Origin of the sequence: Myroides gitamensis, from assembly GCF_029894455.1 — a bacterium.
GTDB lineage: Bacteria > Bacteroidota > Bacteroidia > Flavobacteriales > Flavobacteriaceae > Flavobacterium > Flavobacterium odoratum.
The window spans coordinates 1983529-1999208 of record NZ_JARYHN010000001.1 but is presented as its reverse complement, the minus strand read 5'-3'; the positions used below and the strand labels follow the sequence as shown (position 1 = coordinate 1999208).

Below are 15680 nucleotides of genomic sequence, written 5' to 3'. Positions count from 1 at the left end.
ACGCTGTTTTACAAGATACCTCCTTCGGTTTAGCGTTTTTCTCTCCGCTCTTTTAGGCTTCTTAAAAAAGACAACGAATAAAGCTTTATTTTGAATTTTGATGTCTTTCTCATCTAATTCAAAGATTTCTGCACCTGTCAAATAGATAGATGTCTGATAGTTTTGGTTATAAGGTAGAAGATTGAGCGGCTTCCCATTCTTTTCGCTTGTATTTTAATCGCACCAGTTTTCGTTCTATATCGTGTATCTCTTCATTGACTTTTTGAATGTGAGAATAGATCATAAAAGGAAGTGCTAGACTAAACACAATGGCCATAGCAGTAAAGGTTTCCCAGTAGCCCATCGTTTCAGCCATAGAATGGCGATCTCCTTTTGAAGGAATTCCAGGTATTAGGAAAGCACAAAGCACAAGAAATGGGATGGGAAATAGTGCATTCCATTTTGTACGAGGTAGTTTAGCTAATTGTTCTCGTAGTTGTTTCTCTTCTCGGTCAAATTTTAAAAGTGCATTCATCGTATATAAAAGCGGTGTTGTTGAAAGGAATAAGAAAAATCCAGTAGGAAAGATATCATTAAAACACAATTTATCCAAAGGATTATCCAAAGAAACTTCTGATCAGGATTGCATTAGCTGTTGGTCACTATGCTAGTGTAGAAAAGAAATGGAGATCTGTACTAATTCGTAGAAGTTAAGTATCTTAGCCGTAAACAATCCAAAAAATGAAAACTTATTTTATTTGGCTCTTCTTTTGTTGCAGTACTGTTGTTATGGCGCAAGAAAGCTATACAAAATGGATTAAGCAAGCAGAAGATTTAGTAGAAAAAGAAGAGGAAACAAGCCGCAAAGAGGCCTTGTTGTTGTATCAAAAAGCGTTTACACAATTTCCCGATCGTATTGCTGTAGATGATTTATATGAAGGAGCTGTTTTAGCTTCAACCCTACAAGAAAATGACCTTGCATTTACTTACTTAAATCAGCTCCTTGGAGAAAAAAAAGACGGCAATGGCTTTCCTGGATGGATGAATATTGTTCATGAAGATGCGATTGAAGAATGTAAAAACCTCCTAACAGACCCACGTTGGAAGGTACTTGTAGCGGAAGCAACAAAGCGAAAAAAACAACTCAATCTCATCCTTCAAAAAGAAGAAAAAGCATTTTTTCAAACGAAAAAGCAAGATTTTAACGGCATAACGGATGGTAAAAAACTATACGAGATGCTAAAGTATGATACCCCTTATTTACCTAAAGACCAACGTGATTATTCAATTGGTTTTCAGATAAACGACACAACCAAGACGTCCTATTATATTCACTTACCCCAAAACTATAACCCAGCGAAATCTTATCCGTTGCTGTTCTTTTTACACGGAGGAGTTCGATATAGTTCGTTGCTTGAATTTCAAACAGCAGAGATGACCTTGGGAGGTTGGAATCGCTTTTACACTAAATATGCTGATGAACACGAGGTGATTCTCGTATTTCCTCGCGCCAATAAACAGTTTAATTGGATGACTTCTGATGCGGGTTTCTTTATGATTCCAAGTATATTGAAGAACATCAAAGAAACAATTCATGTTGATGACGATAAGGTATTCCTGGCAGGGCATTCCAACGGAGCCACAGGAGTTTTCTCTTATTTAATGAAGCAGGCAACACCTTTTGCTGGATTTTATGGGTTTAATACACATCCTAAAGTATATACAGGAGGTACGTTTGTAGCGAATATAAAAAATAGAAATTTCATCAGTTTCTCAACGGATCAGGATTACTACTATCCCCCAAATGCCAATGACGATTTGACCGCTTTGATGCAAGGCATGGGAGCAGATTATAAGGAATATCGCTATAAGGGATTTCCCCATTGGTTTCCTGAATTTGATGAATCAGAACCTGCGTATCAACTGCTGTTTGCCGATTTAATGCAGCGAAAAAGAGAACCTTTTCCTTCTTCTTTGACTTGGGAATTTGACGATGAAGCTAATGGCAGTGTAGATTGGTTACAAGAAATCAAATTAGATACTCTAGCCTCCAAAGTGGATTGGCAATCTACCTTGAATTTTAAAATTACAAAATGGTTGGAATACGCCAGTGATGACGATGATGACACAATGGAAGAAGTTGTTGTCGATGAAGACGCGTTTGATTTTCCACGTGCATCAGGTAAAGTGGTTGCACAGTATAAAGACAATGTCTTTCATCTGACAACATCTCGTATTCAGTCTTTGGCAATTGCCATTTCTCCTGAGATGGTCAACATGAAGAAACGCATCAAGGTGTATGTCAATGGTCAACTTTATTTCAATAAAAAAGTAAGGTATGATACACTGTTCATGCTACAGCATTTTGAAAAAGATAACGATCGACAACAGTTGTGGGTGAATAGAATCACGCTTGATTTAGCGGCTAAAGAATAAAAAGTACACAGTATTTTATAAGAAAAGGAAGTGAATGTTTTTTTGCTTTTGAAATAGTTTGTTCCTTTTTAAAGGAGAATTACTATTGAATTTGAACCTAAGTAATTGAAACAGGGAGTAGAATTACTGTATTCAGCTTAGGGCTAATGGGTGTATTGCTTTTATTTGGGCTATTTTGGCTTTATAAAAGAAAAGATAACCCTATTTAATCTCATATATAATTAACGAAAAGGGGGTGTCCTAAAAGGTCACCCTCTTTCTTTTTCGGTACTATATTGATGAATTTGAATTCTCTTCTTTAGATTTAGTTCGTTTTTATATTGTGGTTGTAAATCTTTCCTTGCTGTATTGTCTTGGATTTATTTTTAGGCTAGCTTTCACGCACCTTGATTGTCGGTACATGTTGCACAGGAAAATTAACCGAATTGGCAATAAAACAAAATTCACTTGCTTTTTGATGTAAGGACAGAGCTAGTTCAACCATATCTTGCTGTTGAACCGTGACTACGGGATGTAAGGTTACTTCAGTGAATCGACCTTTTCCATCTGTTTCTTCGATCATAATTCCAGTAACTGTGTCTGTATAGGCTTCCACAATAACTTGATGTACAGAACAAAAGTGTAGATACCACAACATATGGCAGGAGGAGAGAGTAGAGATAAACAAATCTTCGGGATTGTGTTTTGTTGGATCTCCGCGAAAAGCTGGGTCAGAAGAACCAGCGAGTAAAGGCTTACCTTCAACTTGAATTGTGTGACTGCGTTCGTATTTCGCATAGTGATTGGTACCTGTACCTTGATTTCCAGTCCACTCGATTTGTGATTGGTAGTGATGCTCTTTCATAGGGTTTAGTGTTTCGTAGTTAATTTAATGGAGGAACTTGGTGTTAGATGTTGTGCTACCAAGGGCTGCCTAAGTTCAAAATTAACAATCAATAGAAGTAACGGTTTTTAATCATCCTAGAGAAATTACTTATCGTTTTAATTGATGCTTTTGAGTATAGTAAAGGTATTGAAATAAGTTTTATTTAAAATTCGTTTTTTAACGTAAAGGGAAATAAGATGAGGTGATTCGTTGAGGTAAGTCAAGAATTGTAAAGAATTTAAAATTGAAGTTGGATGATTTCAAGATAAAATTCAGATTGATTGAATAAAAGTTCCTTCAGTTTGTAATTAATTCTCATTTTAGGACTATTTCTTTATTTAAAATATTGCAATGTGTGGGTTTATTGTATTTTTTAGTTAAAATCAAGTAATATTTAATTTTATTAACAATTGTTTAGATAATTTTAATAAAAAATAAAAGATTATGAAAAAGATATTAACTACACTGGCTTTTTTTATTGCAGTTTGGGGAGCTTATAGTCAAGTAGGAATAGGTACTGCGATACCAAATAAATCAGCAGAATTGACCTTAATGTCTGCCGATAAAGGATTGCTTATTCCCAATATTGCATTAAAAAACACAAATGATACGACAACGATACACAATGGAAACGTCGAGAGTTTATTAGTTTATGCGAATGAAGCACAAGGAGATATTGTACCCGGTTTTTATTATTGGAATAAAACGAAATGGGTTCGTGTGAATAGTGAAGATCAACTAGTTGAACCAGATAAAAATACCACGAATGTTTCGTTTACTATTGTGGATAATCAATTAGTTTTAAGGGATAGTGATGACAATAAGGTTAGTATTCCATTGGAATTGATTAATACACCCACTACAATTGATTATAATTCGTTAACTGGAGTAGTTACTTATACAAATGAACAGGAAAGCCATCAGACTGTTGATTTAAGTCAGGTAGTACGTAACTTTGAAACGTTGACGTCGATGAGCATGGATGTCACAGCAGGAAATGTAACTTACGTTGATGAACAAGGAAATTCAAAGGTTTTTGATTTAGCAAATGTGGTGAAGACTCATGAAACCTTAACGTCAGTAACGCTTGATACTGCTACAGGGACTTTAACTTATATAGATGAACACGGGGATTTGAAATCCTTTAATTTAGTTGATGTAGTTCGAGCGCATGAAACTCTGACTTCTTTGGGGTTGAATATTACTTCTGGTATTCTGACTCAAGTAGATGAAGAAGGGCGATCTAGAACATTTAATCTCGCTTCAGTAGTTAAAGTACATGAAACATTAACTTCAATGGGAATGAATGCTACTACTGGTACATTTATGTATACCGATGAGCATGGACAATCAAAGAACTTTAATTTGGCTGAAGTGATCAAAATACATGAAACCGTAACATCTCTTGGTGTAGATGCAGTAACGGGTAAATTAACCTATACAGATGAAGAGGGAAGAGTGAATAACATTAATTTGACAGATGTTGTTCGAAATTTTGAAACACTTACTACTGTAGATCTGAATACTCCTGTGGGTACACTAACTTATGTCGATGAAAATAGAAATTCAAAACGATTGGATTTAGCGAATGTAGTTAAAACACATGAAACGCTTACTGCTGTTAAATTGAATATTCCCGTAGGAACATTAACCTATATTGATGAAGAAGGAGATTCAAACCCTTTTGATTTAGCATACGTAGTTAAAACGCATGAAACAGTCACTGCTCTGGGTGTGGATGCAACAACAGGAAGTTTAACATATACAGATGAAAAGGGCGATGTACAAACGCATGATTTAGCATACGTAGTTAAAACACATGAAACAGTTACTGCTCTGGGGATAGATATAACAAGAGGAAGCTTAATGTATACAGATGAAAAGGGCGATGTACAAACGCATGATTTAGCAGAAGTAGTACAAACACATGAAACAGTTACTGCTCTGGGGATAGATATAACAAGAGGAAGCTTAACGTATACAGATGAAAAGGGCGATGTAAAAACGCATGATTTAGCAGAAGTAGTACAAACGCATGAAACGGTCACTACTCTGGGGGTGGATACAGCAACAGGAAGCTTAACGTATACAGATGAAAAGGGCGGTGTAAAAACACATGATTTAGCAGAAGTAGTACAAACACATGAAACGGTCACTGCTCTGGGCGTAGATGCAACAACAGGAAGCTTAACGTATACAGATGAAAAGGGCGGTGTAAAAACACATGATTTAGCAGAAGTAGTACAAACACATGAAACGGTCACTGCTCTGGGCGTAGATGCAACAACAGGAAGTTTAACGTATACAGATGAAAAGGGCGATGTACAAACGCATGATTTAGCAGAAGTAGTACAAACACATGAAACGGTCACTACTCTGGGGGTAGATGCAGTAACAGGAAGCTTAACGTATACAGATGAAAAGGGCGATGTACAAACGCATGATTTAGCAGAAGTAGTACAAACACATGAAACGGTCACTACTCTGGGCGTAGATGCAACAACAGGAAGCTTAACGTATACAGATGAAAAGGGCGATATAAAAACACATGATTTAGCAGAAGTAGTACAAACACATGAAACGGTCACTACTCTGGGCGTAGATGCAACAACAGGAAGCTTAACGTATACAGATGAAAAGGGCGATATAAAAACACATGATTTAGCAGAAGTAGTACAAACACATGAAACAGTAACCTCCTTGGGTATGAATACAACAACAGGAATATTGACTTATTTAGATGAAGAAGGAGAGGTTATAAATCTAGATGTTCGAGCATTGGTAGGTAAAGGGGACCTAACCGTGTCAGAAGAAATGGAATTTTACGCCTCAACAGATGGTATAGGTAAATTATTGGCTCCTGCAAGTATTCGCATTGCTGATGGAGGTATTACTACAGCTAAATTAGGGAGCCAAGCAGTGAATGCTTCTAAAATGAATGCCGAAGCTTCTTTGGCTGGAATGGTTCCCACTGCGACAGGAGAAAATGGAAAAGTGGAGTATAAAGCTGTGCCTCGTTTCTTTTATATGCCCTCTGTCGTCTTTACGACATCAACCTTAGCGACTGGTTTGAAAAGAGATTTATATCAAGATTATGTGAATCAATTTACTGGGGGAGCAGCTGGAGTAGCTAATGCAACTTATTTTATTTCGCATGGAGCAACAGGAGGAAGTATGCCTTATTCGGGTGGATTAATTAAAAATCCTGGAGCAGCATCACCTGATATTGTGATTTATAACAAAAATCAAATGGATTATTACATTACCTATTATGATACTTCAGTATTAGCTAATGTACGATTGGATGATAATGGCGTATTAACTTACGATATCATTGGAAATGCAAAAGCAACATCCTATATGAATATTGTATTTGTAATTAAATAAGCCACTAAAGAAAAAGCGAAATATTGCTATACGATTTTCGTTTTTTGCCTTTAGATAAAATAGAATTGAGGTTTAATTAAAAATAGATTGAGATGAATTGTTATACAACATACAATTTTTTAGGTGCGATGTGGCTAATACTCCTCTTAGGAACTAGTTTTGAAACGTATGCACAATATTGTGTTGATGGATCTTGTAATGGAAATACATATCTAAATAGTTCAGACCCTAATACCATTGAATATGATAATATGGTTAGTAGTTTTCATGCGACAATCGTAAAGGAATATGATGGGAAAGTCATCGTGTGGGGGCAAGGTTCAGGTCAAACGGGTGCAAACGTAGCTCCACCATTGGAGCTTAATGGAATTAATTATGGAATTGGAGAAAATAAGCTAACAGGTTCTGTTTTAAAATTTACTATAGGAGGAGCACATCAATTTGCTGTATTAACAACGGAGGGATTGTATATATGGGGAACATCTGGAGCGCTAGTTGCTATTAATATTTATAATGTTGCAAACAACAGTTTTAGAAAAGTATCCATTGGAACATACAATGTTCAGCAAGAGTCGCTTAAATCGGATGGTCTTCCACAAGGGGTACAACCGACAGCAGTAAAAATGATGTTTGGAACTGGGCAAGGTCTCGCTATTGTTACTTGTGATGGACAAGCATGGGTATTGGCGTCGAATGGGGATGCATATGGAGATGGTGCAATAGCTACAAGTAATAATAATCGCTTATGGCATCGTGTAAGTACAGCTCCAGATACACCCTTGGAGAATGTTGTTGCAGTTCGTGGAACATATCAAGCTTTTATGGCACTTACGGCAGAAGGGAAAATTTATACTTGGGGAGTAAATACACGTTTAGGAAATAATACAGGGGCAAGTAATAGAAAATTTGCTACGCTAATGACAACAGTAGCTGATGTAACACCCAAAATGATTGGTATGACACGTTCAACAACAGGGGTTTCTTATTATCTTTTAGGAACAAATGGAAGATTGTATACTATGGGAGATAATTCTAGCAAACAGTTAGGTGATAATAGTACTATAGCTCGGAATAGTTGGTATAACGTAGTAACATCATCTAGCATAGGAGGGGAAACCTATGAATTAGCTGATAATATCGCATGGATTAGCCCACAAGAACATTATAATGGTTCAGCTTCAATAAATGTATTGACAAAAGAAGGAAAGTTATGGGCTTGGGGATATAATCAAGGATCTATGTTAGGAGGGACGGTAAATCCGTTGCCACCAACTTTGATGCCTGGGAGTATAACAGGAACCTATAATAAAACAAAGTTGAATATGGGGGATTTGCTCATGGCCGTAGAAACAGGAGGGCATACCAGTTTATTAATTAAACAATGCGCAACTAAATTTGGTTATGTAGGGCACCAATCTGCAGGTAGTATGTCAGATCATCCCACTAAAGATAGTACTATTGTCCAGTACAATTTTGGTGATACTTCAGAATTGTCTGTTTGTGGAGCCGTTTCTTCACCTATGTTTAATAATAGAAAAACATGTAATGGTTCTGTTTTTGATTTAACTGAGGCTATACCAGCTGTACTTCCTTCAGGTAGTACGGGAATTGATTGGTGGATGGATGCCAATGGAACAATTCCTGTTGTTAACCCTGAGGCAGTAATGCCTGGAACCTATTACGGTACTTTTAAAGGACTTTTAGTGAAGTGCCCAACCGCAATAACAATTTCATTTTATACTGCTTCAGATCCAGAATTTAAGAATTGTGAATCTCACTTTATCAGTAACCCTTTAGTTCGACAATTGATGCAAAATGCAACAGACACTACTGAAGAAAGAAACCAATTTATTTCGCGCTAGATAGCGGAGTAAAAATATGTTCACTATAGACAAAATGAAAGGATATAAGTACTTGTTTGGAATGAGTACCTATATCCTTGTTATTTTAAGGGTAGAAAAAAGAATTTTATTTACCCAAATACCCCATTGATGTAATTCTTGGTCATTTCGTGTTTTGGATGTTCAAAAATATCCTGCGTCAATCCACTTTCTTTTACTTCACCCAAGTACATAAAATACGTATGATCTGCAATACGTTGCGCTTGTTGCATGTTGTGCGTAACAATAGCGATGGTATATTTTTCTTTTAGATGAAGGATTAATTCTTCAATTTTAATAGTACTTACGGGGTCCAAAGCTGAACAAGGTTCATCCATTAAAATCACTTCTGGACGTAGTGCAACGGCTCTTGCAATACAAAGGCGTTGTTGTTGTCCTCCAGATAAACGATGAGCAGGCATTTTTAAATCATCTTTTACTTCATCCCATAAGAACGCTTCTGTTAACGCTTTTTCAATGACGCTTTTATCATGGGGTAAGTTATTGATTTTTAATCCATAAGCAATATTATCGTAAATGCTCTTTGGAAAGGGGTTTGCTTTTTGAAAAACCATTCCAATGCGCTTTCTGATCTCCGTTACGGGGATGTTTTTCGCATAAATATCTTGATCTTCTAATTTGATTGAACCTTGGATTTTGGCATAAGGAACCAAGTCGTGCATGCGGTTAAAACTGCGCAATAACGTACTCTTTCCACAACCAGATGGACCAATTAAAGCGGTAATCTTATTTTCTTCAAATTGTACACTTACATTCTTTAAAACGTGTTTGCTTCCAAAGCTAATGTTTAAGTTGTCAGCAGCTAATTTAGTTTTCATTTTTTCTGAATTTATAACGGATATAAAATGCGCTTAAGTTTAATAAAAACACCACAAGGATTAAGATTAAAGCAGTACCATAAGCAATGGGTCTTACTTCATCAATGGATTGGTGTTGGGTAGATAACATATACAAGTGATACGGTAAAGCCATGAACTCTTGGTTGATGTATCCATTGGTATCACTGATGTAAAAGGCTGCTCCCGTAAATAGAATAGGAGCGGTTTCTCCAGCGGCTCTTGACAAGGTTAAGACAACACCAGTTAAAATTCCTGGAACTGCAGAAGGGATTACAACATCCTTGATTGTTTCAAATTTTGTTGCACCTACTGCTAAAGCTGCTTCTCTTGTACTATTGGGAATCTGCATCAAGGCCTCTTCTGTTGTCGTGATGATATATGGAAGGGATAATAAGCCTAAGGTTAATCCCGCAGCTAATAAAGACGTACCTAGTTGTAAGGTTTGTACAAATAAAGCCAATCCAAATAAACCATAAATGATCGATGGTACACCAGATAAATTTCGAATAGCAGCACGGATGATACGAGTCAACCAATTATTTTCTGCATATTCATTCAAGTAGATGGCACAACATACCCCAAACGGAATACTGAATAAAGCAGTAATGAGCGTAATGAGGACTGTTCCTATGATGGGGGTTAGGATTCCTCCTTTTGTCATTCCCTCTTTGGGAACACTAGAAATAAATTCCCACGAGATACTTCCAGCACCTTTCGTTATTATTTCTAAGAGGATGACAACCAGAAAAAAGCAAACGATGAGTGTTGTTCCTACTAAGGTTCCCCATTCGATGATAGAAGATAATTTAAATTTATTAAGCTGCATGGTATTTTCTTAATCGGTTGATAAAATATTCTCCTACAAGATTGGCTATTAAGGTCATAAAGAATAGAACCGTAGCTAAAGCATATAATCCGTAGTAGTGTGTCGTTTGGTAGGGAACTTCTCCCATTTCGATGGCAATCGTAGCGGTCATGGTTTTTACAGAATCAAAGAATCCCGTTGGAATCAAGGCTGCATTTCCAGTTGCCATAAGCACAGTCATGGTTTCTCCAACCGCTCGACCTACACCTAGCATAATAGCAGAGATGATTCCAGGTGCAGCAGCAGGGATAATGACTTTGCGCAAGGTTTGCCATTTGGTAGCTCCAACGCCATAGCTCGCTTCTTTATAGGTCTTAGGAACGGCGTGAATCGCATCTTCTGCTATTGTGATGATCGTGGGTAAAGCCATAACAGCGAGTAAAATAGCACCGTTTAAAGCATTTAGCCCATTCGGCAATCCCGCCATATCCGCTAAACCTGGACTTACCACAACAATACCTAAAAATCCGATAACTACTGAGGGTACAGCGGCTAGCATTTCAATCGCAGGTTTTAAGATGTTTTTTAAACGAGTTCCCGCATATTCAGAGATAAAGGCTGCAGTACCTATCCCCAAAGGAATCGCAATTAACATGGCCCCAAAAGTTACGATGGTCGTACTCAAGATGAGCGGTAACATTCCATAAGCTGGATTTTTAGCGGTTGGATTCCATTCCATTCCCGTGATAAAATCAAGCGGCTTCACATCCATGAAGAAGGAAAAAGAATTGTAAATTAACAAGGCTAAAATTCCACCCAATAAGCACAGAACTAAAAGACCTGTTGCTTTGAAGATATATTTGAAGGCAATATCTAAACTAATTCTAACTTTATATTTCATTTTGTGGTCGTTCTATGATGTAATACCCGTGTTCTTTAATGAGTTGTTTCCCCATTGGACTATTTTCAAAATCAATAAATGGCTTTACCTTTTCCCATGAGTCTTCCAAAATAAATTGATAAAGAGGGCGTTGAAAAAAGTATAAACTGTTGTTGATGGCGTGTGAATCAATGGGAGAATAAGCCGTAGACGTAGGGGTTTCTTTAATGCTTAAAATTTTTACCGTTGGATTCGTAGCAGATTCATGAGAGATATAACCCGCTCCAACATAACCAATTCCCGATTTATCGGTTTTAATTCCTTCAAGAATTTGAGCATTTCCCGTCATTTCCTTGGCCGCATTAGAAAATTCTATTTTGAGTTTCTTTTTGATGAAAGAATGCGTTCCCGAACTACTTTGACGTCCGTAAATATTAATAGGTAAATCGACCGAGGTCAGTTGATTCCAGTTGGTGATTTCGCCTTTCATGATTTTGGCTAAGGTTTCAAGATCAATCACATCAATAGGAAGGTCTTTATGAACAACAAAGGCGGTGGCATCTTCTGCAAAAATCACAGTGCGTACTTTGATTTTCTTGTCTTCGAATTGTTGAATCTCTTTATCGGACAAAGGGCGAGAAGAATTCGCAATATCCGCTTGACCATTTAACAAAGAAGTAATTCCGATTCCTGAGCCTCCTCCAGAGATTGCAATACTAAAATTGGCATCTACTTCTGTATACTTTTCTGCTAAGTTTACCGCAAGGTTCACCTCTGTATCCGATCCCTTCATCTTGATGGAGTGGTTCTTGTCTCCACATGAAAATAGTAGTAAAGACGAGAGAATAAGCAGACTTTTTCGTGTAAGAATATATAGCTGTTTCATTAGCACAAAAAACATCGTTTACTTTAAAGTAAAGGTTATTCCAATATTATCAATGTGTTAACTCTTAGTGGTAAAAAGCGATAACTTAATGTAGCGTTCTTACATTAGTTAAATAAGGAAAGAACAGTAAAGAAGGAATACGACTGAAAAAGCCAATAACGAGAGGTTATTGGCTTTTATAGTAAGCAGTAGTTTACACCAAGGGTGTGCTTATTGTAATTTTATTGTAATGATATAATTACCATATTCTGTCTGACTATCGCAAATCGGACAAACAAATAAATAGTTGTTCTTTGTGATTTGACGATAATAAACATGAGCATGTAGTTCCGTATTCGGCGGAGTAGCCGTGCTAGGAAAAATTTCTAAACTATCTACAACGAGGGTTTTAGTTGATAGGCTTGTATCTTGCATTTTGAAAAAAGTTTCAATAGCAGATAACAATCGGTTTACAATAAAAACAGCAGGTACAATAGGATAATGATCAAAATGACCTGCACATTGTTCGGCTGAAAAAGCTTGGATGATCACTTGAAAATGAGAAGAACAAAGCGGTGTTACCGTCACTTCATTTCGAATTTCAACAGTGTTGTTTAACGCAAGTTCGGCCGTATAAAACGATTTAAAAACGCGTTGAAAAGAATCTTCTGTAAAAATAATATAATCCAGCTCAAAGGTATAAGCCAACTGCTGGTGTTGATCAAAGATATTAACTAAGGATTTTCCCTTTCGTTCCGAAAATAATAAACTCTCTGCCTGATATTTTAATTCATCACTAATTTCGCCCTGTGGAATCTTTCGTATTCTCAGCTTCTCACCTAAGAAAAAGGTCTTAGAAACAACATCCATTTTTTGGAGCAGTGCTATACTTCCCAAGGAGGAAGCTATTTGCAGTACTTTATAAAACGCTTCAAAAGAATTTGAGAGGGCTATTGACTCGGTATATTCTAAGGTCGTATCCTGAATAACTAAAGAGTTTAGAGGAAATAAATAAGGCGAATTTTCACCTAACCGTTGGGCTATATCTTTCATATTATATAGGCTTTTTTTTAAAGGTGTAAGTATTCGTTACCTTAGAATTAGCATCATACGAAGTATCAGAGGCTGTTATTTCCACCTCGTTTAGTTCTAAGTAGTCTTTGATTCCCTCTATAAAGGCAAGAAGCGTTGGAAAGCATAGCATCGTATCTATACCAAATTGTTTAGCAGCTCTGTGGTAGCGGTCAATTCCAGCTAAAGAAACGATAGCTTCATCCGCAGTAAACTTTTTAACGGTAAAGGTATACTCCGGACTTGAAGTGTAAATGGCCGAAATAAGAACGAAAATAAAAGATCGACAATCTCGAGGGATGGTTGGATCCTTGAGTAACGCTTGTTCAGCTTTTACCCTGCCAAGATGGTGGAAGAGTGTTTCAGAGTGCTCTTGTACAGCGGCTACACCATATTTTGCACCAATAGATTGTAAAAGCAACGCATAAAATTGCGAAGTAATATTGGATAAGTTAAGCGCTAAATCCGATACGGATGTAGGCAAATACGATTGGATTAATTGATCTTTGATTTCCTGAGAAGGATAATGATCATTTCCCCTTAGAGGGTCCAATTGCTCAATTAAGGTGGTTTTTGTTGACATTTTTTTATAGTGTTTTGTGTTTTTTATATGTGAATTTATTTAAATATATAGTAAAAATAAAATTAAATTTTACAATAAAATGAATTATGTATAAAATAATAACATAATGCGATGTTTTTTACTATCGTATTTAGTTACTTAAATCGTCGGACAGCCACTCTAGGCTGTATCTTAACTGGGTAAGCTTGAAAAAGAAAAGGCTCGTATCATGTTGCATTTTTCGAAAGCCCTATTTTTTATTTATAATTACTACCTTTGAGTAAACAATAGCGCGAATTTTTACTCTTTCACAACCCAACCCATAATGAAACATTTCCTTTTGCTATTCCTTTTAACTTCTTGGAGTTGTATGATGTTTGGACAGAACCAAGATCGTTGGACTGCTTTTTTTGCTACTGATAGCATTCGAATTGGTTATAAAGACCAACAAGGAGTAGTTAAAATAGAACCCAAGTTTGTCGGGTATTCCTATGCCTATAAGTTTGACAATATTATAGCAGTGTCAGAAGAAGTAGGAGAAAGTTGGAAAAATTACTACCTGACGAAAGAGGGGAGAAGTGTAGGCGTGGATAGTTTGTATATTTTTGACAACGGAGCAGACTGTGAAAGCGAAGGTTTTATTCGTTTCAGGGATTCAAAAACAGATCAAGTAGGGATGCTCAATAGCAAAGGAGACATTGCTATTCCTGCCGTATATAGTGATTTAACGAGAGTAAGAAACGGAATGATTGTCGGATTAAAGGGAGCCGAAAAAAAATATTGGTCTGCTGGAGAGCATGCAGCGTGTAACCATTTTAGTTGGTCAGGAGGACAAGAAGTATTACTGGATACGTTGAATAATGTCTTGGTTGAAAATTTCTCGTATGATTATGCACTCAATTTTTACTCCCTCGAGAAAACGAAAACTCCTCCTGCGGATACTAACCGAAAAGTGTTTTTAGGAAAAGACGGATGGTATTATTCGTTTATGGATTTCGAAACCGAATTTAGACAATGGTTGATCCATGACTTGTTTGTCGATTTAACGGAAGAGAAATTAATACAAGCGTCTTATGATACGCTGATGTGGGAATCAACCGAAGGATGGGCAAATACTGAAAAAGAGGCGTTTATTCGCGCTAATTTTCCAGTACTAAAAAAAGAGTTATTAGTCATTACCCAACCCAATTGCGAGTATTTTATTTCTAAAGATGGGCTAAACCCCTTCCTGTTTGAAGGCGCCGAGTTTGACCCCTATTTTAATGGATGTAGAGAAGCAAAAGATTGGGAATACCCTACCCTGACAATTGTGGTTTCCCATCATGATAAAAAGAAATTTACCCAAAATCACTTTGAGTTTTTACGAACAAATGAAGGATATAAATTGATTAGTGTAACCATCAGAAATGAACAAGTAAAAGGATAGGTTTTTTTGTAGGGTGCTTTTTTGTTATTTGTTGAAGAAGCATTCTCCTTTTATTTTTGTTTAACTACCACAAGCGATATAACAAGTAGGTAAATCGTTGATGAGGGTTGGGGTTTCATCTGTACCTTCAAAAAATACGTGATCCCCCAGTTCTTTGTTTACTTGTTGATTATGCGTTTTTAATAGAAATTCTAGAGCCGTAAAATGCTTGCCATTGTCAGCAGTAAACGTTGCTAAAAGCTCCACCTGATACATATCATCCTCTTCTTCATAAGGTTCTTCCTCAAAAACATCTCGATCCTCTTCAATCAATATTTCATTTTCAAGTAAATCGGACGCACCTTTTACCCAAGCCATGTACTGAATTTGTAGTTCAGGAACATCAAAAACAACCTCGTTGGGTTTCCAATTTTCATTTGTTTTATAAATAAGATTTTGGTAATCGATTACTTCTTGGTTAAACTCTTCCGCGTCCGTATAAAACTTAGCCGAAAAAGTCCAAGCAATGTGGTTCAAGGTAAAAGGGGAGTGGTTTTCCGCAGTTGTAGCTGGTTCCGCGGTTGGTTTTATCTCGTTGACTTGTTGAGGGGTACTTTTTGTCCCGAATAGTTTGCTGAAAAAAGACATAGATGATATGGATTTATGTTATGGATGAAGTTAATCT

At 36.7% G+C, this 15680-nt stretch carries 13 protein-coding genes; 4 read left to right on the top strand and 9 right to left on the bottom strand.

What is annotated here, in order from left to right; translation table 11 throughout:
* Positions 1 to 166: 166 nt before the first annotated feature.
* On the bottom strand, positions 167 to 514 hold the full coding sequence (locus tag M2306_RS08825; protein ID WP_259190652.1) for a hypothetical protein: 348 nt from the start codon (positions 512 to 514) through the stop codon (positions 167 to 169).
* Between the two features lie 206 nt (positions 515 to 720).
* On the opposite strand from M2306_RS08825, the gene M2306_RS08820 reads away from it, so the two are divergent.
* A complete protein-coding gene (locus M2306_RS08820) occupies positions 721 to 2415 on the top strand; it encodes an alpha/beta hydrolase-fold protein (protein ID WP_259190653.1) in 1695 nt (564 codons plus the stop codon).
* A 370-nt stretch (positions 2416 to 2785) separates the two neighbouring features.
* Here the strand turns inward: M2306_RS08820 and M2306_RS08815 are convergent, their stop codons facing one another.
* Entirely contained in the window at positions 2786 to 3259 is a 474-nt protein-coding gene (locus M2306_RS08815; protein ID WP_259190654.1) for an OsmC family protein, read from the bottom strand.
* Positions 3260 to 3724: 465 nt separating this feature from the next.
* Here M2306_RS08815 and M2306_RS08810 point away from each other — a divergent pair, with 465 nt between their 5' ends.
* Together M2306_RS08810 and M2306_RS08805 are read left to right on the top strand one after the other, a co-directional pair.
* A complete protein-coding gene (locus M2306_RS08810; RefSeq protein WP_259190655.1) occupies positions 3725 to 6667 on the top strand; it encodes a phage tail-like protein in 2943 nt (980 codons plus the stop codon).
* A 92-nt stretch (positions 6668 to 6759) separates the two neighbouring features.
* Positions 6760 to 8529: an RCC1 domain-containing protein gene (locus M2306_RS08805; protein WP_259190656.1), complete on the top strand. Its 1770-nt coding sequence runs from the start codon at positions 6760 to 6762 to the stop codon at positions 8527 to 8529.
* A 110-nt stretch (positions 8530 to 8639) separates the two neighbouring features.
* On the opposite strand, the gene pstB is transcribed toward M2306_RS08805, so the two are convergent.
* The 6 genes from pstB to M2306_RS08775 form a co-directional block, all read right to left on the bottom strand.
* Positions 8640 to 9386 carry a phosphate ABC transporter ATP-binding protein PstB gene (pstB, locus tag M2306_RS08800; protein WP_002991260.1) on the bottom strand — a complete coding sequence of 249 codons (747 nt, stop codon included), beginning with the start codon at positions 9384 to 9386 and terminating at the stop codon, positions 8640 to 8642.
* The gene (pstA, locus tag M2306_RS08795) at positions 9376 to 10233 is read right to left on the bottom strand and encodes a phosphate ABC transporter permease PstA (protein ID WP_115089784.1); all 858 of its coding nucleotides are present in this window, start codon (positions 10231 to 10233) and stop codon (positions 9376 to 9378) included. Before pstA ends, pstB begins: the two co-directional genes overlap by 11 nt.
* The gene (gene pstC / locus M2306_RS08790) at positions 10223 to 11113 is read right to left on the bottom strand and encodes a phosphate ABC transporter permease subunit PstC (RefSeq protein ID WP_259190658.1); all 891 of its coding nucleotides are present in this window, start codon (positions 11111 to 11113) and stop codon (positions 10223 to 10225) included. Before pstC ends, pstA begins: the two co-directional genes overlap by 11 nt.
* Positions 11103 to 11885 (bottom strand): substrate-binding domain-containing protein, encoded by a 783-nt coding sequence (locus tag M2306_RS08785; protein WP_230848109.1) that lies wholly within the window; start codon positions 11883 to 11885, stop codon positions 11103 to 11105. The genes pstC and M2306_RS08785 overlap by 11 nt, the downstream gene beginning before the upstream one ends.
* Before the next feature lie 303 nt (positions 11886 to 12188).
* Entirely contained in the window at positions 12189 to 13010 is an 822-nt protein-coding gene (locus tag M2306_RS08780; RefSeq protein WP_259190659.1) for a hypothetical protein, read from the bottom strand.
* Between the two features lies 1 nt (position 13011).
* The gene (locus M2306_RS08775; RefSeq protein WP_259190661.1) at positions 13012 to 13611 is read right to left on the bottom strand and encodes a hypothetical protein; all 600 of its coding nucleotides are present in this window, start codon (positions 13609 to 13611) and stop codon (positions 13012 to 13014) included.
* Between the two features lie 304 nt (positions 13612 to 13915).
* Here M2306_RS08775 and M2306_RS08770 point away from each other — a divergent pair, with 304 nt between their 5' ends.
* The gene (locus M2306_RS08770) at positions 13916 to 15016 is read left to right on the top strand and encodes a WG repeat-containing protein (RefSeq protein ID WP_259190662.1); all 1101 of its coding nucleotides are present in this window, start codon (positions 13916 to 13918) and stop codon (positions 15014 to 15016) included.
* 60 nt (positions 15017 to 15076) lie between these two features.
* Here the strand turns inward: M2306_RS08770 and M2306_RS08765 are convergent, their stop codons facing one another.
* Entirely contained in the window at positions 15077 to 15643 is a 567-nt protein-coding gene (locus M2306_RS08765; protein ID WP_259190663.1) for a hypothetical protein, read from the bottom strand.
* Between the last annotated feature and the right edge of the window lie 37 nt (positions 15644 to 15680).

Coding starts and splice junctions, on each gene's coding strand:
- M2306_RS08825 (WP_259190652.1), bottom strand. CDS start 514: ATGAATGCACTTTTAAAATTTGACCGAGAAGAGAAACAACTACGAGAA.
- M2306_RS08820 (WP_259190653.1), top strand. CDS start 721: ATGAAAACTTATTTTATTTGGCTCTTCTTTTGTTGCAGTACTGTTGTT.
- M2306_RS08815 (WP_259190654.1), bottom strand. CDS start 3,259: ATGAAAGAGCATCACTACCAATCACAAATCGAGTGGACTGGAAATCAA.
- M2306_RS08810 (WP_259190655.1), top strand. CDS start 3,725: ATGAAAAAGATATTAACTACACTGGCTTTTTTTATTGCAGTTTGGGGA.
- M2306_RS08805 (WP_259190656.1), top strand. CDS start 6,760: ATGAATTGTTATACAACATACAATTTTTTAGGTGCGATGTGGCTAATA.
- pstB (WP_002991260.1), bottom strand. CDS start 9,386: ATGAAAACTAAATTAGCTGCTGACAACTTAAACATTAGCTTTGGAAGC.
- pstA (WP_115089784.1), bottom strand. CDS start 10,233: ATGCAGCTTAATAAATTTAAATTATCTTCTATCATCGAATGGGGAACC.
- pstC (WP_259190658.1), bottom strand. CDS start 11,113: ATGAAATATAAAGTTAGAATTAGTTTAGATATTGCCTTCAAATATATC.
- M2306_RS08785 (WP_230848109.1), bottom strand. CDS start 11,885: ATGAAGGGATCGGATACAGAGGTGAACCTTGCGGTAAACTTAGCAGAA.
- M2306_RS08780 (WP_259190659.1), bottom strand. CDS start 13,010: ATGAAAGATATAGCCCAACGGTTAGGTGAAAATTCGCCTTATTTATTT.
- M2306_RS08775 (WP_259190661.1), bottom strand. CDS start 13,611: ATGTCAACAAAAACCACCTTAATTGAGCAATTGGACCCTCTAAGGGGA.
- M2306_RS08770 (WP_259190662.1), top strand. CDS start 13,916: ATGAAACATTTCCTTTTGCTATTCCTTTTAACTTCTTGGAGTTGTATG.
- M2306_RS08765 (WP_259190663.1), bottom strand. CDS start 15,643: ATGTCTTTTTTCAGCAAACTATTCGGGACAAAAAGTACCCCTCAACAA.